This window comes from Nostoc sp. KVJ20 (assembly GCF_001712795.1).
Lineage (GTDB): Bacteria > Cyanobacteriota > Cyanobacteriia > Cyanobacteriales > Nostocaceae > Nostoc.
In genome coordinates this window covers 1-21,999 of record NZ_KV757565.1, presented here as the reverse complement: position 1 = coordinate 21,999, position 21,999 = coordinate 1, and the positions used below count along the sequence as shown (strand labels likewise).

The window sequence follows — 21,999 nt, the reverse complement described above, 5'->3', positions numbered from 1 at the left end:
AACTCATCCTTGGTCGGAGGTTTACCAGTCTTGTTGTGCAAGTGATAATTTTGCCCAATCCTAACACTAAGAGTTGCTCCAACACGGTTCAGTTAACGTTTTAATCTTTTGAAGATCCCTCCAACCCACGCCAGTCAGTCATGGGGAGAACCCTCAAGACCCTTCGGCTGAACCTTGTTCCTGGCTAACGCAGTTGTTTAGGGGAGAAATCCCCAAAACCACACTGCTTCACTGAACCGTATTAGCTCTACAATCACAAACCTAAGTATGACATTGAAGTTTTTAAATGCTTAGTTTTTAATCATACTGTTTCTCTTGATGAAGTTCCCCTCAAGAATAAACTTCTTGGAGAAGTACCCGACAACTTTTGTCACGGCTACAAAAACATAGTTCGTCAGCGCGGATTTAATGTCTAAAAGCCTTGCTTGAGAGCTATTTACATCTACATTACAGTAGATTTTGGTCGCTCCAGACTTTAGTATTAGGGACAAAAAAACCTTTGTAAGAGAATTGAAGTATCTACGATCTTAGGCTGCAAAATACGGATAACAATGATACTTTTGTGACTGATGGGCGAGAGCCAATGGTCTAGGCGTGACACTTGAGTTACTGTTAGATTGGCTAGATTAGCGAAAGATACAGAAAACCAATCTAATTTTTGAAATACTATATCCTGGCAACTAGTCGGGCCATTTTGCTTTTGGAAAATAGCATGAATTGGTTTAGTTGTAACTTGTGCTTTATAGCTTAACAGAGATTGGTGAATTAAGAGTTGGGGGGTGTGAAATCTCTGTACTAACTCAAATGTGACCGCTATATTTATCTGAAAGTGCTCCCAACAAATTCGCGGTGAATTCCGAAAAGGTAATTCACTAATTTCGCCTGCAAATGTTAATTTTATTCCAGAGCCATCCCAATGAAGACACTTCCGATTAGTAGATACAGGTTTTTTCAAAAGCTCCAGCCCTTATCTTTGTTGAAAAAAATCACTGGTAAGTCGGTTACTGGTTGTTTGCAAGTGTTTAGCACGTCAGGCTCTTGGTCAATATATATGGACGAGGGTAAGCTAATTTATGCCTGTTACTCAGAGAAAATGTTTGAGCCACTTTACAGAAATTTGCAAAGCTTGAGTCAGCAAATTTCTACTCTCCCTGGCGGAATCAAAGAACAGTTGCGAGCAATATTTGAAACTGGTATTGAAAATCAGGCAATACCAAATCCAGATTATCTGGCTATTTGCTGGTTAGTCAATCAGAAATATATTAGTGCTTCTCAAGCAGCGATACTGATAGAGCAATTGGCGCTAGAAGTTTTGGAGTCATTTCTGAACTTACAAGAAGGGAGTTATGAATTTATTCCGGAAAGCTTTCTGGATGACATGCCAAAGTTTTGTCATCTAAATCTCCGCTTACTAGTTGAACGATGTCAAATGCCTAGAAGTGTTGGCGAAGCCTCTCGTAGAGAAGCGGCTTATTGTCAGACATCGCCAGCCTCTCAATCACATCCCTCAGAATTGTTCAAAATAAATGAGCTAAAACCTAAAAGCAAAAGTACACCAAATTCTTTTAGAACAAACGGTTATAAACCACCAACTTACTCTATTCATACTAATGATCATAGGGGTCAGCAAATTATCCAACCGCCTGTTGATAAAAAAATCTACACAATCTTTTGTATTGATGACAATCCTACAGTATTGAATACTATTCAAAGTTATTTAGATGAGCAAACTTTTTGTGTTGTCGGAGTCACTGATTCTTTGAAAGCTTTAATGCAGATTGTTCACACAAAACCCGACATAATTTTGTTGGATACTTCGATGCCTAATTTAGACGGATATGAACTCTGCTCTTTGTTGCGTAAACACTCAAGTTTTAAAAATACACCTGTGATTATGGTGTCAGAAAAAGTAGGTTTTATAGAGATGGCTAAAGCTAAGATGGTCAGAGCATCGGGCTATTTAACTAAGCCTTTTACGCAAGGAGATTTACTAAAGGTAATCTTTCAACATATTGTTTAATTTCTTAATATACAAAATTAACAAGTTGCTCAAATTCAATTTGTGGTGTAAGTTTAGTCACTAATTGCAAATAGAGCGATCGCTATTTTCCACTGTTACATTAGTCTTTAAATAATCCCGCACCCAATCACAGCTATATTTCAGCAGGTTGAGATGGAGAATTTTTTCTATATCCCACATAATCACAAGTTGGTCATCTCCCCCAGAGGCGAGGGTTTTGCCATCGGGGCTAAAGGCAACACTGCTCACATTTGAAGTATGTCCATTTAGGGTGACGAGCAAAGTGCCATCGGTCTTCCAGACTTTGATCGTATTGTCAAAACCTGCTGCTGCCAGCATTTGACCATCTGGACTGAATGCTACCCTCGTTAAACCAATACTTTTACCATCTAAGATTCTCACTAGAGTACCATCACGTTTCCAAAGTCGGAGACGACCATCTCCGCCAGTGGAGGCAATAAATTGACTATTCGGGCTAATGGCAACTCCAAAAACTTCACTATTATGCCCTTCTAAGATTCGATCTGGTTTCTCCAACAGGCGTTCGCTATTTTCTGAAGTCCAAAGTTTGATGCTACCATCAGCACTGGCAGAGGCGATAAATTGCCCATCTGGACTATAAACAATGTCCCAAATTCGCCCTGTATGCGCTTGGATAATTTGCTGGAGTTGGAACTGTCCATTAGCATCGCGTTGCCAGAGTCTCAGCTTGTAATCAAAACCCACAGTCACCAGCCGATTGCCATCAGGACTGTAGCTAACACCCAAAAGACCGATACCTGGGCCTTCCAGAATGGTTCGCTGATTGCGGTCTAGTTGCCATAGTCTCACAACACCTTTAGAACCAACGATCGCTAAAGTTTGACCATCGGGGCTAAAATCGAGACTCAGCATTCGAGAATCTTCTTCAACAATAGTTCTGGCTAGAGAACCATCGCGTTTCCAAAGTTTGATTTCTTTGCCAGCAACGGAAGCTAGACGTTGCCCATCAGGGCTAAATGCCACCTTCCAGACCATTTCTTGATGGCCATTGAGTAGCTTTACTAAGGGTGAGTTGACTCTCCAGAGTTTGATGGTGTTGTCGTGGCCAGCAGAGGCGAGGGTTTCTCCATCAGGACTGAAGGCGATGGTTTGAATATTTGAGGTATGCCCCTGCAAAGTTCTTAATAAAGTACCATCTCGATTCCACAATCTAACGGTTTTATCAGAACCACCAGAGGCAATAGTCTGCCCATCAGAGCTAAAGGCTACACCAAATACTTCAGCGGTGTGCCCTTTAAAACTTCTCAGTAGAGTCCCTTCTCGATTCCACAGTCGCACCATCTTATCTGCACCGCCAGAGACGAAAGTTTGTCCATCTGGGCTAAAAGCAACACTCCAAATAGTTGCCTTTCCGGCTGTGAATGTTTTGATTAGCGTTCCATCCAATCGCCAAAGCTTATTAGTGCCGCCTACCATGCTAGAAGCGATGATTTGACCATCGGGGCTGAAGGCAATTCCCCATATACTACGCTCATGTTTAAGAGTTCTGATTAAAGTGCCATCTAGTTGCCAAAGCTTAACGCTAAAATCGCCACTGGCAGAAGCGATTGTTTTTCCATCTGGGCTAAAGGCGACTCGCCACACCGCAGATTTATGCCCTTTGAGGATGGTTAACAATTTACCATCGATCGTCCAAAGACGGATGGTGCCATCAATGCCAGCAGCGACTATCTGGCGGCTATCCGGGCTGAAGCGAACGCTGTTTATGGTTGCGGTATGTGGTAGGGTTTTGACCAGTGTTCCATCCCGCTTCCACAGCTTGACTGTGCGATCAATGCTAGATGAGACAATCCACTGGCCATCGGGGCTGAAGTCAACACCTAAGACAATCCCTTGATGCCCTGAAAGGTGATTGAATTCATCAGCACCGTAGACAGCTTGTTCTAATATTTTGCGGGTTTGGAGATCCAGCGTATGTGCATCTGCCAAATTTTGTAGATCGAGCCGTTGAAATTTCCGTCTGGCTTGGATTGCTTGTACCAGTGCATCTAAGCGTTGATTGGAATTAAAACTACCATTGGAAGCAGCTGCGATCGCTCTTACCTCACTCAGCGATGCCTGTCGATTGGCATAGAGTGTTATGATTCCCAAGACAATCGCCGCTACTAAAGCCACACTTACCCCTAACAGTAGTCGTTGCTGAAGGTGGGCGTTCTTTTGTTCACTTGCCAATCGCGCTTCAGTTTCTTTGAGCTGTTCTACTTCCAGTTTTTGCTGGACTTCCCGACGTTCCAATTCTTGGCTAGCTGCTAAAAATCGATAGTCCAAATCGCTGAGACTTTTTCGCTGAGTCCAGTCCAATACTTCTTGTAAGGCATTCCCCCGCAACAGGCGCGACTCATCTTGAAAGTCTGATGCTACCCAAGCATTGAATGGCTGTGAATAAGGGCGCAGATTGTCTAACTGCTTTAACACCCATTCAGCATTGAAAATACTGCGGTAGATCGGATTTTTAATTCTGAGATAGCCGTTGTACCTTTCGACTAATCCCGATAGTAAAAGCTCTGTCTGTTCTCGACTATCATCTGTAGGCACGGGAGATACTGGAAATAGAGGATGCCAAGAGTCGCTAGTGTCTTCATTCTTTACGTCCTCTATTCCCTCCGCTTGCAATACCTGCTGATAAAGACCTAACAAGCGTCCTGCTTGTTGTTGGTTGAAAAGTAGGCGATCGCGAATAGTACGAAGGTGTTCGGGTTCATCTTGTGATTCCCAGTGTTGGATAATTTGCGATCGCACCAATTCTTCTACCCAATACGCCTCAGTTTTCGGGGATAGGATAATTTTTCGATCTGATGTCTTTAAGGCAGCTTGAAGAATTAATTGACAAAGTTTTTGAGTTAGAAACGGTTGTCCCCCTGTCCAGTAGATTACCTCTTGCAGCACTATTTCTGGTTGGCTGATTGCTCCCTTTAACCCATCTAGCAATGGGTTAGCTTCATGCAATCGAAAGCCGTATAACTCTATAGCTGTTCCAATATTAAAAGGTGTCCGGCGTTTGTCAGCAATTAAATCAGATGGACTGGCTACTCCAAACAATGCAAAGCCCAGGCGTCGAAAATTCGGATCGTGTGCCTGCTGATTGTAGCAATGACGAATCCAGGCAAAAAAGTCATTGACCGGAAAATTTAAACTCAGTAAACTATCAATCTCATCAATGAAGATGAAAATGCCTTTGGCTTTGCCATCTCCTTCACAATCGCTCTTGACATTTGGCAGCAAAATTTCTTCAACAAACTGGTGTAGCTTTTGTACAGGAGAAAGACCTGCTTGCATATCCCACCATTGCTTAAAGTTAACGTGTTCCACCAGATTTAACCCGTAGAACATGCTGACAATGATTCCTTTATACCATTGTGCTGATGTCGTATCCTCACTACCCAATTGAGTTACGTCTAAGTAAAAACATTTATAGCCTTCTGACTTGAGACGACGACTTATTCGCTGTAGTAGAGATGATTTACCCATTTGGCGAGAGTTGAAAACATAGCAAAAATCACCACCTTTGAGACTGGTATAAAGTTTTTCGTCTGCCTGACGTACAACATAAGTGGGATCATCACTGTGGAGGCTACCGCCAACTTGGTATCTCATGCAAAATTGTGATTGGGAAAGGAGGAGTCAGAATTCAGGAGTCAGGAGTCAGAATTCAGGAGTCAGGATTCAGAATACTATATCTATGGCACACCGTCTCCTTCGCAAAGGGTCTTGTAGAGAAAAATGGAGACTAATGGGTATATTGGTGATGCGATGCCTAGATTGGGCTACGCCTACGCAGATAGAGAAACGACGGCGCAATGATTTGCCTTTGCTCAAAGTCAGTGAGTTGGTTGAATCAGTCAAATTCTGTTTTTGTCTAACCATAGCTAACCTTGACCCGGAAAACATGGCAGATTACTTGAATAAGTACCAAAAGTCTGACAGGAAAACCATACTAATGAGAATTTGGACTACTACTGCTGTGCTAGCTTCTTTTTGGCTAATATCTGGAGTCATAAGTTCTGAGCCAATCAACGCTGCTGCTGTTTTGGTACAAAATGCTATATCGTCTCCGACACCAACGAATGCTAAACAGATTACTGTCAGTAACACCGAGTTTGGGCTGAAGAGAGTTGACTCTAAAGGAAACGTTACCATTTTCCAGACAAAAAGAGTGCCACTTCAGGAAGGAAATGCCTATGGATGGCGGATTAAACTCAAAGACTACCAAGGTGAAGTGAAATGGCGCGAAGTCTTGCGTTTACCAAAACCTCCAGAAACTTGGGGTACAGATAGTGGTGAAGATTTCTCAATGTCAGCAGACGGAAAGACATCTGTGACGCGGCGCACACAATCGGCTCCAGAGGGTGTGATTGAGAATTTTTGGACGATTACTCCTGGCGATCCAGTTGGTAAGCATAGAATAGAAGTCTATATTGATGACCGTTTGATCAGCACTTTCGAGTTTGAAATGATCCCAGTTAAGTAGATGTGAAAGGTATTGAGACTTGGGGACTGGGTATTGGGTATTGGGTATTGGGTATTGGGTATTGGGTATTGGGTATTAAGTAAGAAAACTTTTCCCCATTCCCCATTCCCCATTCCCCTAAAACTGAGGAGTATCTTAGAGATAGAAGTTTGATTCTTGTTGGGTGGCGATCGTGAATACAGAGGAATTCCTGCGATTGATCGAAAAGCAGCGCCCATGTCCTCAGACATTGCCAAAAGGGCTGCAAGCAATGTGGTATGACAAGAAAGGTGATTGGAGTAAAGCTCATGAAATAGTTGCAAATGCCAGCGATGCCGATAGTGCCTGGGTTCATGCTTACCTGCACCGCAAAGAGGGCGATTTCAACAATGCCCATTTCTGGTATCTACGCAGTGGTCAGCCAGAATTTCCAGGGGAACTAAGCCAGGAATGGGAACAAATAACTTCTGTATTGCTAAAGAAGGTGAACGCGACGCATGAATGCTGAAGAATTAAAAAGGCGTTTTGCCGCAGGGGAAAGATATTTTCCAGCTGTCAACTTGAGTAGTAACAAGCTGATTGGAGCCTATTTGCCTGGAATTAATTTATGGGGAGCAGATTTGAGTGGAGCTAACCTAGCTAAAGCTAAACTCTGGGGAGCAGATTTGAGTGGAACTAATTTAGCCAAAGCAAATTTGACCAGAGCTAATTTGAGCGGTGTCAAACTGAATGAAGCAAATCTCCGGGGAGCAAAACTCAACTATGCCAAGTTGTATGGAGCGAATCTAACTGGCGCTTACTACGATGAAAGTACGCGGTTTTCTAGAGGTTTTGACCCCATTAGTAGAAATATGCGGAAGGTGTGAAGGGGACTGGGGAATGGGGAATGGGGAATGGGGAATGGGGAAAAGTTTCATCTTGTTCCCAGCCTCCAGGCTGGGAACGAATTCCGCGAGGCTCTGCCTCTGGTTAAGCCGCTGGAGGCGGAGCCTCCCAGAATGGGTTCCCAGCCTCTAGGCTGGGAACCAGTCAGGAAAAGGGCTTTATCTTAACTTAGTGCCATTCGGATTAGTCCCAAATTCACAATCCCCTTTAAATAATTGATATATGTTTATCTGAGCTATCTAACATAGACGATACCAACATTTGTTCAAAGACTTTGGAAAGAGCAGTTTGAAAACGCTGACGATGCTTGAGTTTGAAAAAAGGTCTAACTATTTCTGCGTAGGTGTAGCCCAACTTAGGCATCGCACCGTTGCTTTCTCTATTATCAATAACTCGAATTGCTCGCAGAGTCCCTAGCTGGATTTCTTTTTTTACCATCAACTCAGAAATTCCAGTTGCACCTACGCCATTTTCAATCGCTGCTTTTGCCATCTCACCACTAGTGAACACTAAAATTACATTCAGTTCACTGAGATTGATTCCCCAATTTTGCAACGCTTCCTCAAATCTTTGCTGGGTTCCAGATTCCCGCACCCGCATCACCCAGGGAGTCTGAGTTAGTTGGCTTAAATCAACTTCTCCCCACTCAAACCAAGGGTGGTTTTGACCGACCACAATTTGCAAGCGATCGCTTCCCACTATTTCGTAGTCTAGAGTATTCTGAAGCGCTGGCTTTACATCTCCCTCCACCAAACCTAAATCAAACTGTCCCATCGCTGTACCCACACAAATCGTTTCTGCATTGGCAAGGGTACAGTCAATCTGAATACCAGGATATTGACTCTTAAACTCACTAATCTTACTTGGTAGCCAGTAGTTACCAATTGTCAGGCTTGACCCTAATTTCAATTCACCCCGTTGCAGATTGTTCAATTCTCGCAATCCCCTTTCAGTTAAGGAAACTTGATCAAGAATTTTCTGCGCTTCCACTTGCAGTAATTTACCCGCTTCAGCAATCTCGATATGGCGACCAATCCGATGAAACAGTTTCACTCCGTATTCTTGCTCTAAGTTGTGGATTGCTGCACTGACGGCAGGTTGTGTAATATAAAGCTCCTCTGCTGCGCGAGTAAAGTGTAAATTGTGCGCCACAGCTAGAAAGATTTTTAGCTGCTCAAGCGTCATTCCTGCCATTTATGGTATCCCTAAAACTTGGTGTCAAAATTTTAATCACTTTCATTTATCATTTTGACAAATAAAAGCATTTGATTCTATCGGTTAGTTTGACTAAAGTATAAATCAAGGCTTTCTACTTAGTCATTGGTCATTGGTCATTAGTCATTTGTCCTTTGTAAGTGACCAATGCCCCACGCTCAATTACCAAGCATCAAAATAAGGATTTCCACAAATGAGTGGTTTAGTAACTGCAATTACCACAGGGATCACGGCATTCACTGCCACCAACATCGATGATATTGTCATTTTGACGTTGCTTTTTTCACAAATAAGTAAAACGTTTCGCAGTCGTCACATCCTTGCTGGTCAGTATCTCGGTTTTGCTGCATTGATCATTGCTAGCCTTCCCGGTTTTTTCGGTGGACTCATCATACCCCAGGACTGGATTAGACTACTTGGTTTAATGCCAATAATCATTGGTGTCAGTAGTTTACTAAAACGCGAAGAGGATTCACTAGAGGAAGCCGAAGCAGAAACTGAGCCATCTTGTCCCTCTGTACTTGCCAGTTTTATCTCTCCACAAACTTGCAATGTCGCTGCGATCGCCTTTGCCAATGGTAGTGATAACATCAGCGTGTATGTGCCTCTGTTTGCCAACTCGGAATTAGATAGTCTGTTAGTGATACTAAGTGTATTTTTTACGCTAGTTGGCGTATGGTGTTATACCGCTTATAAATTAACCTACTTGCCTACGATCGCAAACTTTTTAACTGAAAACGGCAACACTTTTGTGCCTTGTATCTTGATTGGTTTGGGCGTGTTTATAGTCACAGAAAATGTTACTTGGACTCTTTTATCTGTAGTTTCTAGTTATATATTCTCATTGATTTTAGGTTCCAATACTCAGCAGCCTAGTCAAGAACAAGAAAAATTAACTGTCTAAAAAAGGGGCATCATGAACTTACTCACCAAAATGAATTTCCAACTGCAAAATATCTTATCTATCAACAGGAATCAAAACATGAAAATCTGGAAATCTCTGCTCATTGTCTTAATGATTGTCGCCAATTTCGCATTTGCTCAACCTTCTTTTGCTGATAAACCAAAATTTAGCAAAAACCCTGATTACATCGAAGTCACTAAAGCACTTAATAAACTGACTCAGACAAAAGATGCCCAAACTCAAGTTGAAGGTCTGACACCAGAAGAAATTCAAAAGAGAACTGAGGAATTAACTCTGCAAAAATATGCTTTAGAGACGGGAATTAACTGGGGTCAATGCAACAACCAAACAGGTAATACCATAGCAGTATATGGCAAAAGACCAAATAATGAAGACGATGAAGATGCTGTATACGACAATGGTCTGTATTTTCTAGCTGATGGTCAGTCCACTAAGAATAACTGGGATTGTGATGGCATTTATCTACCAAATGATGTCAAGGTAGCAAATTTTACTTCTAGTCCGAATGGGCAAGGTCAAGAATTGACAGGAGCGGCTGCTCTCAAGATACTTGATGGAACTCAGTTAGTGATTAAGACGAATCCAGATACAGCTGCGATTGAATTGAATGTTCCGACTGTGAAAGTTCTGAACAGCAAAGAAGCTAACTGGTTTATCCCAGATATATCGCAAGATATCATAAATACACGAGTTCCTAATGCACCTAGCAATTAGTCTTGAAATAGAACTGCATATTCTATTTTTGAATGATTGTTCTAAATTTAAATAGGGTAACAGCCAAAATCAGAGACAAAAGCAGGAAAAGTACTGGTGAAAAATCTCTTTGATCTCGGCTGTTTTTTTATGACCCCTATATTAATTGCAGTTGCTCTATACCATCAATTACGAATTACGTTAGCGGAGCGGGGCGTTAGCCCATTACGAATTACAAATTATTCGGTCAGGCTTGTTTTATTTAGATATCTGCATTAAAATAAATTTTGACAAAAATGTACAATCATAATAAATATATTTCATTAGGGCAATTATTGGGCTGGGTACAAGTCATCTGGAAAGAGATTTCCTACTACCTTCGCATTTTTTTGATCAGAGCCGCTTTGGGGATAAGGGTGTTATTGATGCAGTTAAAATTGAAACCTACAGAAGAAGATAAAGAGAAAAAAAAGGCAGGACGACTAAATCCGTCCCGAATCCGAGATCACTTAGCAAATGAGCGTACCTATCTCGCTTGGATGCGGACAGGAATTGCTCTTTTAGGTTTTGGTGTCGTCATTGTGCGTCTGCGTGCCTTCCATGTACCTTTAGTACCCCGTCCTGGCAACGGCTGGAAATTAGGTTTAGTCTTCTCCCTGGTGGGTTTAATGACAGTGTGGCTCTCAACGTCGCACTATTTTGCTGTTCGTCGTCATATCGAAGAAGATACTTATGAACCAACAGACCGCTGGGTGTTGTTGTTCAGTCTGGCTGTGATGATTCTTGGCGCTGGGGTAATTTATTTTGTTTTTACAACTTCTTTAGATCCAATGAGTCCACTTATCCCTGAGTAATACAGCAGAATTCAGAATTCAGAACTCAGAATTCAGAATGGGCTACGCCTATTACGCTTTCTGTTGGACAAGAAGCCTACTGTGTAAGCGAAGCGTCACTGTAGGTAGTTCAGAATCGGATTTTATACAACTCGAATAATTCCCCTGATTTTTGCGCGACTACTTTAGCACCAGCCGCTTTAATCGTTTTTTCCCACTTAGCCAAAGGCTCTAAAAACACCTCGGCCCCTAAATAGGTTTCCAGAACTGCCCAATCTTCTGCTAAAGGTTGTTCTGGATTGAGGATGTCGAAGACAAAATGTCCACCTGGTTTTAACACCCGCTTGACTTCTGCCAATACAGCATTCCAGTATTCGAGGGGAAAATAGCAGCTGAATCCGGTGGCGATCGCTAAGTCAAATTGCTCTGATGGATAGTTTAGCTGATGGGCTGCCCCCAACTCAACACCTTTGAACAGCTTAGAATTCAACTGCGGCCCACGGGAATTAAGGGTATCGCGTGCTATATTACTGATTTCTTGCCCATAAAACAACGCTTGCCAATCCCGCCAAGGATAAATTAAGAAGCTTATACCACAGCCAATATCTATACAGTGCTGGTTTTTTTGAGGTTTAGCAATTTCCCAGAAAGGGGAAGCAATTCTCCCTGAAAAACTCCCAGCCATCCACTCGCGGAATATCGGCATCGCCTGGACTTCTGTTGGGAGTTCAAATGTTTCACCTTGATACTCTCGGTTAAAGCGATAGGCTATTTGGGCTAATCTTTCGTCCCACTGGGTTGATTTGGGTGAACTAAAGAGATTTTGGAACTGAGAATCGGACTTTTTAGACATTTAGGTTTTTGCTACTCTTTCTAAGGATTGTAGTCAAATTCGCTTTGCGATCGCTAAATAAATATCAATAATCTAGCAATAAATTTCTCCATAGGCATAGCCCATCGTAGACATTGCATTATGATAAAGTAGTAGGCAGTATTGGATAACTAATGATTGTCAACAAGAAAGCAGTATCTAATAATTAGCTAATTCCTCTCAGAAACCTATCAAAATTAATCTGTTGATTTGCTTACTTGTAAAAACCTATGCAAGCAATTGCAATTGCTTCTGTAGAACAAATCAAGATGATGTTGAAATTATATCCAGTACGCAAATTAGAGTAGGGAATTTAACAGTTAATAGCTGAGATTACTTATTTATTCAGGATCTTTAAAATCTAAAAGCACACATAAGTCAAGCGATACTGTTATAAATAATTTTCTGATATTTCTATATAAACTTGTGATGAACTCATTCAGAAAATATTCTGTAATTTTGCGTATAATCGAAAAGTATCTGCTAAACCTCTCAGCTTGAGGTTGTCTTACCTCAGCAACCTTTGTTTCGGTAAGAATATATTAACTAGGCAAAAGCAAAACACACACCAATCCCGACTGAACACTATTCTTTTGTTCGCAGGAAGCATCGTCTTTATCTCCCAATAATGACGATAAATCCTAATAAAATCTTCTGGAGAAGAGATGTATTTGGCAAATTCATTCATGAGTGATGAAAAGAAGCAAAACTCTCACCAGCCTTTGATTTTGGCAGTGGAAGACCATGATGATAGTCTCCTCCTAATTAGTTATGCCCTTGAGTCAATGGGTTGTAGATTTATTTGTCAAACAGATTGTTCTGCAACAGTTCTGGTAGCTAAAGAGTATCAACCAGACTTAATTTTGTTGGATATTTTGTTACCAGGACTTAGCGGTATCGATGTTATACGTCATCTGAAGCAAGAACCCCTAACTTGCACAATTCCAGTGGTAGCAGTCACAGCTTTAGCTAGCAGGGAGGATAAAGAACGTATCCTGAAAGCGGGGTTTAATGATTACATCAGCAAACCCTATATGATCGAGGACTTAGAGGCTACAATTAGCCGCGGACTTGGGAAAAGATTGGGTGTTCACTCCGCTTTTGAGCTTTGTCAGGATTAGCAGTCCAGCAAAGAGATATAACGGTGAAGGACAAGAACTTAAGTGTTCTTGGGTAGTTGCAAAGTAAATAAACTACCTTTACCCAATTCAGAAGTAACCTGGATAGTTCCTGCGTGCCCCTCTACAATCCGGTGGGATAGATGTAGTCCTAAGCCACTACCTGAGCGTTTATTTCTGCCTTGGCGAAATCGCTCGAAAATTGTTGCTTGATCTTCAGGCGCAATTCCATATCCTGTATCTTGTATCTCAATTGTCACTGAATCTGAATTTCCTGGATGAGGTGATGTTTCAAAAATACGGATTGTTATGCCTCCTGTATCTGTAAATTTGATAGCATTTGCGATCAAGTTGTTTAGCACTCGCCGTAGTTCCAAGCGATCGCCCATAATAATACCAGCTTTTTTACCGAGTGGATCTAATTTACTGGTGTCTATTTTCAGAGTCAAACCTTTTTCATTAGTTAAAGGAAGTAGCTCGCTCACTACTTCTTGAGATATCTCACGTAAATCGCAGACCTCCCAATTCAACGTTTTTTTACCTGCCTCAAAGCGATAGACTTCTAACAGGGTGTTCACCATTTCCATTAAATTTTGGTTGCTGCGAATCATAACTGCGATCGCCTGTTTCATTTCCGGCGAAATTTTGCAGAATGTTTCCATTTCAAACAAACTCAACATCCGATCGGCGGCTACTAAAGGAGTTCGCAAATCATGAGTCAGACGGGAAACAAAGTCTTCCCGTTGGCGGGCCATTTTTTGTTGTTCGTCTAGACTTTGCTTGAGACGCAATAGCGATCGCACTCTTGCCAGTAGTTCATCAGTATCAAATGGTTTACGAATAAAATCGTCAGCACCAGCATCCAAACCTTCAACAACGCTGGATTCATGAAAAGCAGTAATTAACAGAATTGGAATGTAAGAGATTGCAGGGTTCTTCCGAATTCGACGAGTGACTTCATAACCATCCATCCCCGGCATCATTACATCTAACAGAATCAGATCGGGTGGAGATTGGTCAATTTGCCGCAAAGCCTTTATTCCATCTGAAGCCAAATCAATTTCATATCCCTCACTTTCTAAAATTGTTTGAACCAAAATAAGATTATCTCGAGTGTCGTCAACTGCGAGGATACGATAAATTTTATTATTTTCAACTACAGACATGATTTATCTATTTTTATCAGTTTTTTGGTAAGTAATTTATAGTTTAAATTTAGGATATCCTATTGGTGCTTTCCTAGATTGAGAAGATGATTGATGCGGATTTTTAGCAGAGCAAAAAACCCCATCGCCATCTAATTCTTGTGAAGCTAGAGCATCGGCTCCTACAGTCGGCAATGTGATTTGACGTGGCAATTCAATTTTAAACATTGAGCCGATACCCAACTTGCTCTCAAGAAAGATTTTGCCACCCATCATTCGCACCAGGGAATCTACAATTGCTAAACCCAGACCTGTGCCTGGATATTTGCGAGTGATAGTTTGATCGACTTGCCGAAATGCTTCAAAAATACGTTTAAAATCCCTAGGTGCTATGCCAATACCTGTATCTCGAACAATAATTGATACTCGATTTGCAGGCAGTTCTTGAACCTCAATCCAAATCTCACCAGAATCCGTGAATTTAATGGCGTTGGAGAGCAGGTTAATTAAAATCTGTTTGACACGGACTGGATCATTAAATACCAAAGGATTTTGCGAATCTATTTGAACCAACAATGAGAGATTTTTGGCATCAGATAGGGAACGCATTTCACCCACAGCGAGATTTATTACCTTTGATATATCAAATATTTCCGCCTTTAAATCTAATTGTCCTACCTCCAGTTTAGAAAAGTCGAGAACTTCATTGAGTAACATCAGCAAATGTTTGCCATTATTCAAAATGCGTTCAATCATATCTGCTTGCTGGTGCGTTAGTTGACCAAACTTAGGACGCAACAGTATTTGCGAAAAACCAATAATTGCATTCATTGGCGTTCTGAGTTCGTGGGACATAGTTGCTAAAAAATGTGATTTTAGCAGTGATGCCTCCGATAGCTTGAAGTTTTGCATTTGAATCTGTTGCTTTTGTCTCTCCAACTCTTGATTCTTACGAGTGAGTTGTTCATGACTTTCTCTGAGTTGCTGGTTTGCCAAAGCTGCCTCCATTTCAGCCCGATAAATCCGAATCGCACTCCGCAAAACCTGTGCCAAGGCTTCTGGAGATATCCTAGACTTAGAGAGATAGTCTGTAGCACCAGCTTCGATTAATTGAACAGCAATTTGTTCATCTCCTTGACCAGTTAAGACTACTAAAGGAACTTGAATTTCCGAAGAACGTAGCTGTTGGATCAAGGTTAGTCCATCCTGGTCTGGTAAACGATAGCCGAGAAAAACACAATCATAGGCAGTAGTGCTTAAAGCGGAGAACGCATCATTACCATCGCCTACTTCAGACAGTTCCATCTGAACACCTGCTTTAGTCAGGGCACAACGAACTCTCATCCGGTCTACTTCGTCATCGTCTACAACCAAAATTTTCAGCGTCTCTTCCATCGGTTTTTATTTTCGCCGCCAAACATAGGTTGATGTATAACATTTCTCTTTTCAGATTATCCAACTAAAGAATATAAGATTTCGGACATCTAAAATCTGTAACTTGATTGACTAAGACATTTTGGATAATGTCCAGTATTTGTTGAGCATTGCCATCATCTCAACAAAGGTATGAAAGGTCAAAGGCTTCAGATATATCCACTTCGGGCATTTCCTTGGGTTAAATTTAGTCTGTTGTATCCTCAATCTGATTAATTTACCAGAGTCCGGGAATTAAACACCTAGCAAATGACCAATTGTTCTCAAAAAATTAGCAATTAACAAACTGAAAACTATTGATCTGAAAACAGCAGACAGAGCTGATATAAAGTAAAATAAAATACTTTACCAAGCTTAAAACAATTGTAAATGAGTGAACAAGCGACCGTCGTCAGCCATTGGTGAGAGTTGCATAGAATTATCGTGTACCATAAGCTTGAACAGTTTTACCCATTAGATTGATTAGATTAGGTAAATAAGAAAGTACTGCCTATATCTATTTGTGAATCTTAAGTAATCCTACCTCCTAATAACTTTGACAATTTTCTTAACATCGCTAGACCTGTGTTAGTATTTTTTTGGCGATCGCAGACTTTCGGTGTTTGGAAAAATACCAAGACTGACCGTAAATTTTAGTAAAAATAACACCTGCTTCCAAACATCTACGAGGTTGACGCACGCCTGATTACTCTTCCTAGTTGTGCTGGAATTCCTTTTGAGATTGTCCACCATCAAGCCTGACTTTTGACGTTATGTGGAAAAATCAACAAAAGACCTAATCCCTGAGCAAGCTTCCCTACAAAAATTGGGCGAGAATTTTAAAGCCTCTCTCCTTTTAGGCTACGGTGTATACACAAGTCTTTCTCACCCCCTCTAACTCCCCCTTGGCAAGGGGGAGAACCGGATATTTCCACTCTTAGCAAGGGACAAAACCGGATATTTCCCCCCTTGGCAAGGGGGGACTAAGAGGGTTAAATTCAGGATTTGGGCTTCATTACCAAGATGTGTGTACATCGACCGTAGCTCCTTTTAGGGGAGAGGTTTGGAGACAGGTGTTCCATATCCCGTGAAAAATCAGACTAACAAGCTCGCGACAAAGTTTGATTCAGTATTTCCTCCTGTCTCCTGCCCTCTGCCTCTCCTGATTAAAAATCGCTCCAAACCATCCTTCTACTTTCTCGTAAAGCAAATTCGACCTTTGTAATTTGTCCATTTTCGTAAGCTTTTTTCAAAGCTTCATACAAAATAATAGTAATTAACAAATGGAACATGGCAACTCAAAGCTGAATTGTAAGCAAGAGAGAGCAATTTGGCGTTCGTCTCAATATTTCATACTTTTTGTGCAACTATCCATATATCTCCAGCTAGATTTGTCCTCTATCGAAATATAAAAAAATCAGTTATTTATTATTTCTATCGGTGGATGCAGACTGGTTGAAATATCATCTATCTTTAGTTTGGGAAAATTAAGAGATAGTGCTCACAAAAGGTAATACTTTGAAAGATGCAAACAGCGTAAGAGTGAATGTAGCGATGAATGAAATTAGTATTATTTTAATTGAAGATCATGACTTAACGCGAATGGGGCTACGAGCGGCATTACAGTCTCACAGTGCATTGAAAGTAATTGGCGAAGCAGCAAATGCTACCCAAGGATTAAAACTTTTAGAAACGGCAAAGCCAGATGTAGCTGTGGTAGATATCGGCTTGCCTGATATGGATGGCATCGAACTCACCCGAAAATTCAAACGTCACCAAGCTGAAACTGGGCAAACAACAACGAAGATTCTGATCCTAACAATGGATCATACAGAAGATGCTGTACTTGCAGCTTTTGCGGCGGGTGCTGATTCTTATTACATGAAAGAAACAAGCATCAGTAAATTAACGGAGGCAATCCAAGCAACTTACGCTGGAAACTCTTGGATTGATCCGGCAATAGCCAATGTGGTATTGCGGAAGATGCGCCAAGGTATTCCTGGAGAAAGCCAAAGCTCTGATAAGCCAAAGACTGTAAAAATTGAGGCGCTGGCGTCAGAATATGAGCAAGTTTTAGAAACATACCCCCTGACTCAACGGGAATTGGAAATCCTAGAGTTGATTGTAGCTGGGTGTAGCAATGGACAAATTGCTGAGAAACTCTACATTACAGTTGGTACTGTAAAAACCCATGTTCGCAATATTCTAAATAAACTGTGTGCTGATGACCGTACCCAAGCTGCTGTGAGGGCCTTACGTTCTGGTTTGGTGGCCTGAGGAGTGCTGAGTTAGGAGTGATAGAGTTATAGAGTTAGGAGTTAGGAGTTAAGAGTTAGGAGTTAGGAATTTTATTTCCCCTCTGCCTCCCATGCCCAATTCCCAATTCCCAATTCCCATTCAAAATCTTTCCTGTAAACATTCTGCAATGCGTAGTGCGGCTCCCGGTTTACCCATGCGCCGCAGACCATTTTCGGCAATAATTTGCAAAATATCAGGATTTTTGAAGAGAGATTGTACGATTTGGGCAACTTCTGCTGGCTGCTCTACTAAAATCAAAGATGAGCCTAAAAGACGACTTTGAGCTTCAGCAAAGGCGCGGTTATACTGAGGCCCGTTACCGGGAATTGCGATCGCAGGTTTGCCTAAACCGATAAACTGTTCTGTGGCTGTACCTGCCATTGCGATCGCTATATCTCCCAAATGCAAGCAATCATTATAGGCTTGTTGCGTAAGCAGTAGATATGCATTCCTTTGCTTAAATGTCAAGATATTTGGATCAGCAATTTGGATAGGAGATGATGATTCCGGTCGCCAGCCTTGGGATTGGACACTTTGGGATAAAATGTTAGAGTCTAAACCTGGTGCGATCGCACCTAAAAATACCATTGTGCCAGAAGTGTAAAATACCGAATCTCGCTCCTGGAAACTTGCCATCAACGCAGATACGGCAATCATAATTACTTCCCAGTTGTTGTATGCCTCTGGCGGACGGGAACCAGGAAGCAGAGTCACCATTAAAGGTCGAACTGTCTCTTGCTGTTGGCTATTCTGACTATAAAATTGTTGGCGTGAAAAAGTCGGTTCTAGACTATCCATCATCGGATTGCCCAAATTAAAAGCTGGAATTGACCATTGTTTTAATGTTTCCGTCGTCAGCCCATCTCTGGGGAACACCGCCTTACAACGGCGACGACTCATTAACCAACGTTCCCAAGGATGGTAAATTGAACCAGAAAAGTTTTCCCAACGCGCCTCTTTGGATTTCCGTGGTAATAATCCAGATTCATCGCGCACGTGATATTCAGATTTCGCTGTACCCACAAAAGCATAATTAGCGCCACTGAAAGTTGCAAACAACAGTGGGACAATATCTCCCACAGCTAAAATTGCTCTTTTATTGCCTAATTTTTTTTGAGAACTCACCCAACGGCGGACAGCTTTAATCTGGCTGAGGGTAAGTTGCAATAAACCACCGCGTACATCCCGCGCTAATTGGCGTCCATCCATATAAATAAACCCACCAGAAGGCATAGTGCGGACTGAACCAATGAGGGGAATATCTAACTGTTGGTAAGCCCGTCCTTCACCCACCAGAGGTAAAGCAAATATCTCTGGTGGGTTTGGTTGTCGCTGGAGTTCTTGCAAAATCCGAACTGCAATGACATCTTCCCCATGACCATTACTTAATACAAGTAACCGCAAAGGAGAAGTTGCAGATTGAGAGTTAGAAGCTAAGGATGACCGAGTATTACTCATAAGAAACAAAATATCAAAATTAACTGTCTGTTTGGGTAAGAGGTATAAATAGGGAAATCGGCAAAGAAGCTGGAAGTTAGTATTATCCCTATTCGTCAGCCTCACTACAACTAACTCCCAGTTAATTAGGTTAAATATTATGCGAGTTTCTGCTACTGCTATTTTTACTTTAGCTACTTTAGCTGCTGCCAATGTGACTCAGCAAGCAACGGCTGCACCTGCTAAAACCGTTACTCCAACTGAAAAAGCGGGTAACTTGGTAGTGCCAATAATTGAAGATACTCCCGCACGGGTAGAGACAATTGCTTCTCCAGAAACTATAGTTGCACAACAATTTTCCCAAAAACCCGTCCCTGTAAAAACAGGTGCAGTAGTCTTAAACTCAGCAAAAACAGATAAGGGTAATTCATCAGTAACACTCCCCCTCATCTCCTCATCTCCCTCATCTCCCTCATCTCCTCCTCTCCCTTCATCCCCCAAAACCACTACTACTGAGAGCAATTTAGTAGTCACAGCTACAGAAGTACAGGTAGTGGGAGCCAATCAAGAATTGCAAGATATTATTCGGAAAGTAATTAAAACCCAGGCTGGTGGAGAAACTAGTCAAAGCCAGCTACAAAAAGATGTAACAGCAATTTTAGATACAGGCTTATTTAGTAATGTCAGTGTAAATAGCTTTAGCACACAAGCTGGATTGAATGTAGTTTATGAAGTGCAACCGGTGATTGTGCGATCGCTGCAATTATCTGGTGCGAAAGTCCTCACCTACCAAGTAGCCCAACAACAGTTGCAATCTCAGATTGGAACCACCATCAGTCCGGCTGGACTCCAGCAAGCAGTCGCACAAATTAACAAGTGGTATGCCGACAATGGTTATAACTTAGCGCGGGTGCTATCAATTAAACCCAATTCCCAAGGCATTCTCACTGTAAATGTTGCTGAAGGCTTAGTGAGTAATATCAAGTTTCGCTTTATCAACGATGAGGGTAAAACCATTGATAGCCAGGGGAATCCTGTCGGAGGACGTACCAAACCAGATTTCCTCCAACAGCAACTCAAGTTGAAATCTGGTCAAATCTTCCAAGAAAATGTCGTTAAACAAGACATACAGCAGCTATATCGTACTGGTTTATTTGAGAGTGTGAACGTTGCCTTAGAAGGAGATGCGACCAAACTTGATTTAGTTTACCAACTCAAAGAAACTGGGGCGCGTGGTGTTAACTTGGGTGGTAGTTACAATGCCGATCAGGGATTAGTAGGCACAATTAGCTATCAAGATCAGAATGTCGGCGGGATTAATGACACTTTAGGTGTGAATCTGGCTGTCAGTAGCCGAGACTTGCAGTTTAATAGCAAATTTATCAGTCCCTATCGAACAACTAACCCCGATCGCTTAGGTTACACTGTGAATGGTTTTCGGAATCAGGAACTTTCGGAAACCTTTGATGACAAGATTACCCTAGCGAACGGCGACAAAGTGCGAGAAGGTCAAATTGGTGGTGGTGTCAGCTTACAGCGACCACTTGACGACTGGAATACCTCATTAGGATTAAACTATACCCGAACTAGTATTCGCGATCGCCAAGGTAATATTACCCCAAATGACGCTCAAGGCAATCCCCTCTCTGCCAGTGGAACTGGTGTTGATGACCTAACTACCGTATCCTTCACCGCCACCAAAGACCAACGGAATAATCCTCTCAATCCAACTCAAGGTTCCATTTTGAGTTTGAGTACAGAACAATCTGTACCCATCGGTGAAGGTAATATTTCCCTAAATCGCCTCAAAGCTAATTACAGCCAGTATTTACCAGTCCAGTTATTTAACACCAAACAGCCACAAGTATTTGCGGTGAACGTCCAAGCTGGTACCGTAATTGGTAATTTACCACCTTACGAAAGCTTTAACTTGGGTGGTTCCAACTCAGTGCGCGGCTACGATTCTGGAGAAGTTGGAAGTGGTCGCAGTTATGTGTTAGCCTCCGCAGAATATCGCTTCCCCGTCTTACCAATCGTCGGCGGTGTATTATTTGCCGACTTCGCTTCAGACTTAGGTTCTGGTGATACTGTATTGGGAGATCCTGCGGGTGTACGAGATAAACAAGGTTATGGTTTTGGTTATGGGGCTGGAGTGCGATTAGATTCACCACTAGGCTTAATTCGGGCTGACTATGGCATTAATGACCAGGGTGAAAGCAAAGTCCATCTAGGTATTGGTCAGCGATTTTAATTTGAGTTCAGGCGTTGCGGAAAGTTAAATATATAGGAATTCGCTTTGATTTCTGAACTAATTTGCGTAGGCAGGCAATAGGCAATAGGCAATAGGCAATATAGGCAACAGTCAAGAAGGCTTCTTAGAGGTTGTTTGAAAAGTAGTATGTTGTGATTTTAATCGAATTATTACCCCCCTTAGTCCCCCCTTATAAACTATCCATTAGTCACACAACAGATATCTGGATTTTGCCTAGCTTCGTAAGTGAGCCATAACAATCGCCATGCCACAATGGAATATGTTGCTAATGCCATTTCCAGTCTTCTGGCGGCTTCAAGTTGTAATTCTTCGATTCTGCAACCACTTTTCAAGGTATAGTGATAACGTTCGATTAACCAACGGTATGTTTACTATTCGATACAGC

Annotated in this window: 16 protein-coding genes and 1 pseudogene; 10 read left to right on the top strand and 7 right to left on the bottom strand. The window is 41.8% G+C overall.

What is annotated here, in order from left to right; all coding sequences use genetic code 11:
• The first annotated feature begins 916 nt into the window (after positions 1–916).
• The gene (locus tag A4S05_RS05015) at positions 917–2,020 is read left to right on the top strand and encodes a response regulator (protein ID WP_069068729.1); all 1,104 of its coding nucleotides are present in this window, start codon (positions 917–919) and stop codon (positions 2,018–2,020) included.
• 60 nt (positions 2,021–2,080) lie between these two features.
• Here A4S05_RS05015 and A4S05_RS05010 read toward each other — a convergent pair whose 3' ends face one another.
• A complete protein-coding gene (locus A4S05_RS05010) occupies positions 2,081–5,656 on the bottom strand; it encodes an AAA-like domain-containing protein (protein WP_069068728.1) in 3,576 nt (1,191 codons plus the stop codon).
• Positions 5,657–5,741: 85 nt separating this feature from the next.
• On the opposite strand from A4S05_RS05010, the gene A4S05_RS05005 reads away from it, so the two are divergent.
• From A4S05_RS05005 to A4S05_RS04995, 3 genes are all read left to right on the top strand, one after another.
• On the top strand, positions 5,742–6,530 hold the full coding sequence (locus A4S05_RS05005; RefSeq protein WP_370684396.1) for a hypothetical protein: 789 nt from the start codon (positions 5,742–5,744) through the stop codon (positions 6,528–6,530).
• A gap of 172 nt (positions 6,531–6,702) precedes the next feature.
• Positions 6,703–7,017: a hypothetical protein gene (locus tag A4S05_RS05000; protein ID WP_176726919.1), complete on the top strand. Its 315-nt coding sequence runs from the start codon at positions 6,703–6,705 to the stop codon at positions 7,015–7,017.
• Complete coding sequence (locus A4S05_RS04995) at positions 7,007–7,375, top strand: pentapeptide repeat-containing protein (RefSeq protein WP_069068727.1); 369 nt, start codon at positions 7,007–7,009, stop codon at positions 7,373–7,375. The genes A4S05_RS05000 and A4S05_RS04995 overlap by 11 nt, the downstream gene beginning before the upstream one ends.
• Positions 7,376–7,601: 226 nt before the next feature.
• Here A4S05_RS04995 and A4S05_RS04990 read toward each other — a convergent pair whose 3' ends face one another.
• Positions 7,602–8,588, bottom strand: a complete 987-nt coding sequence (locus tag A4S05_RS04990) for a LysR substrate-binding domain-containing protein (protein WP_069068726.1) — start codon at positions 8,586–8,588, stop codon at positions 7,602–7,604.
• A 214-nt stretch (positions 8,589–8,802) separates the two neighbouring features.
• Here A4S05_RS04990 and A4S05_RS04985 point away from each other — a divergent pair, with 214 nt between their 5' ends.
• The 3 genes from A4S05_RS04985 (at position 8,803) to A4S05_RS04975 (ending at position 11,081) form a co-directional block, all read left to right on the top strand.
• A complete protein-coding gene (locus tag A4S05_RS04985) occupies positions 8,803–9,513 on the top strand; it encodes a cadmium resistance transporter (protein WP_069068725.1) in 711 nt (236 codons plus the stop codon).
• A 78-nt stretch (positions 9,514–9,591) separates the two neighbouring features.
• Complete coding sequence (locus tag A4S05_RS04980) at positions 9,592–10,248, top strand: hypothetical protein (protein ID WP_069068739.1); 657 nt, start codon at positions 9,592–9,594, stop codon at positions 10,246–10,248.
• Between the two features lie 404 nt (positions 10,249–10,652).
• Positions 10,653–11,081, top strand: coding sequence for a YidH family protein (locus tag A4S05_RS04975; RefSeq protein ID WP_069068738.1), 429 nt, complete (start codon positions 10,653–10,655; stop codon positions 11,079–11,081).
• A gap of 109 nt (positions 11,082–11,190) precedes the next feature.
• On the opposite strand, the gene A4S05_RS04970 is transcribed toward A4S05_RS04975, so the two are convergent.
• The gene (locus A4S05_RS04970) at positions 11,191–11,913 is read right to left on the bottom strand and encodes a class I SAM-dependent methyltransferase (RefSeq protein ID WP_069068724.1); all 723 of its coding nucleotides are present in this window, start codon (positions 11,911–11,913) and stop codon (positions 11,191–11,193) included.
• A 683-nt stretch (positions 11,914–12,596) separates the two neighbouring features.
• Between A4S05_RS04970 and A4S05_RS04965 the strand changes: the two genes are divergently transcribed.
• A complete protein-coding gene (locus tag A4S05_RS04965; RefSeq protein WP_069068723.1) occupies positions 12,597–13,052 on the top strand; it encodes a response regulator in 456 nt (151 codons plus the stop codon).
• Between the two features lie 38 nt (positions 13,053–13,090).
• On the opposite strand, the gene A4S05_RS04960 is transcribed toward A4S05_RS04965, so the two are convergent.
• Positions 13,091–14,215 (bottom strand): hybrid sensor histidine kinase/response regulator, encoded by a 1,125-nt coding sequence (locus tag A4S05_RS04960; protein WP_069068722.1) that lies wholly within the window; start codon positions 14,213–14,215, stop codon positions 13,091–13,093.
• A 36-nt stretch (positions 14,216–14,251) separates the two neighbouring features.
• A complete protein-coding gene (locus A4S05_RS04955; RefSeq protein ID WP_069068721.1) occupies positions 14,252–15,589 on the bottom strand; it encodes an ATP-binding response regulator in 1,338 nt (445 codons plus the stop codon).
• A 1,572-nt stretch (positions 15,590–17,161) separates the two neighbouring features.
• On the opposite strand from A4S05_RS04955, the gene A4S05_RS04950 reads away from it, so the two are divergent.
• Positions 17,162–17,884 (top strand): response regulator transcription factor, encoded by a 723-nt coding sequence (locus A4S05_RS04950; RefSeq protein ID WP_069068737.1) that lies wholly within the window; start codon positions 17,162–17,164, stop codon positions 17,882–17,884.
• Positions 17,885–18,004: 120 nt separating this feature from the next.
• On the opposite strand, the gene A4S05_RS04945 is transcribed toward A4S05_RS04950, so the two are convergent.
• A complete protein-coding gene (locus A4S05_RS04945; protein WP_069068720.1) occupies positions 18,005–19,363 on the bottom strand; it encodes a lipid-A-disaccharide synthase-related protein in 1,359 nt (452 codons plus the stop codon).
• A gap of 139 nt (positions 19,364–19,502) precedes the next feature.
• Between A4S05_RS04945 and A4S05_RS04940 the strand changes: the two genes are divergently transcribed.
• Positions 19,503–21,593 carry a BamA/OMP85 family outer membrane protein gene (locus A4S05_RS04940; RefSeq protein ID WP_069068719.1) on the top strand — a complete coding sequence of 697 codons (2,091 nt, stop codon included), beginning with the start codon at positions 19,503–19,505 and terminating at the stop codon, positions 21,591–21,593.
• A 212-nt stretch (positions 21,594–21,805) separates the two neighbouring features.
• Here the strand turns inward: A4S05_RS04940 and A4S05_RS38550 are convergent.
• Positions 21,806–21,982: pseudogene (locus A4S05_RS38550) on the bottom strand (IS4/IS5 family transposase); the annotation flags it as partial.
• Positions 21,983–21,999: the final 17 nt, after the last annotated feature.

Bases quoted from the DNA above. Each gene is read 5' to 3' on its own strand.
- A4S05_RS05015 (WP_069068729.1), top strand. From the start codon at position 917: ATGAAGACACTTCCGATTAGTAGATACAGGTTTTTTCAAAAGCTCCAG.
- A4S05_RS05010 (WP_069068728.1), bottom strand. From the start codon at position 5,656: ATGAGATACCAAGTTGGCGGTAGCCTCCACAGTGATGATCCCACTTAT.
- A4S05_RS05005 (WP_370684396.1), top strand. From the start codon at position 5,742: ATGGCACACCGTCTCCTTCGCAAAGGGTCTTGTAGAGAAAAATGGAGA.
- A4S05_RS04995 (WP_069068727.1), top strand. From the start codon at position 7,007: ATGAATGCTGAAGAATTAAAAAGGCGTTTTGCCGCAGGGGAAAGATAT.
- A4S05_RS04990 (WP_069068726.1), bottom strand. From the start codon at position 8,588: ATGGCAGGAATGACGCTTGAGCAGCTAAAAATCTTTCTAGCTGTGGCG.
- A4S05_RS04985 (WP_069068725.1), top strand. From the start codon at position 8,803: ATGAGTGGTTTAGTAACTGCAATTACCACAGGGATCACGGCATTCACT.
- A4S05_RS04980 (WP_069068739.1), top strand. From the start codon at position 9,592: ATGAAAATCTGGAAATCTCTGCTCATTGTCTTAATGATTGTCGCCAAT.
- A4S05_RS04975 (WP_069068738.1), top strand. From the start codon at position 10,653: ATGCAGTTAAAATTGAAACCTACAGAAGAAGATAAAGAGAAAAAAAAG.
- A4S05_RS04970 (WP_069068724.1), bottom strand. From the start codon at position 11,913: ATGTCTAAAAAGTCCGATTCTCAGTTCCAAAATCTCTTTAGTTCACCC.
- A4S05_RS04965 (WP_069068723.1), top strand. From the start codon at position 12,597: ATGTATTTGGCAAATTCATTCATGAGTGATGAAAAGAAGCAAAACTCT.
- A4S05_RS04960 (WP_069068722.1), bottom strand. From the start codon at position 14,215: ATGTCTGTAGTTGAAAATAATAAAATTTATCGTATCCTCGCAGTTGAC.
- A4S05_RS04955 (WP_069068721.1), bottom strand. From the start codon at position 15,589: ATGGAAGAGACGCTGAAAATTTTGGTTGTAGACGATGACGAAGTAGAC.
- A4S05_RS04950 (WP_069068737.1), top strand. From the start codon at position 17,162: ATGAATGAAATTAGTATTATTTTAATTGAAGATCATGACTTAACGCGA.
- A4S05_RS04945 (WP_069068720.1), bottom strand. From the start codon at position 19,363: ATGAGTAATACTCGGTCATCCTTAGCTTCTAACTCTCAATCTGCAACT.
- A4S05_RS04940 (WP_069068719.1), top strand. From the start codon at position 19,503: ATGCGAGTTTCTGCTACTGCTATTTTTACTTTAGCTACTTTAGCTGCT.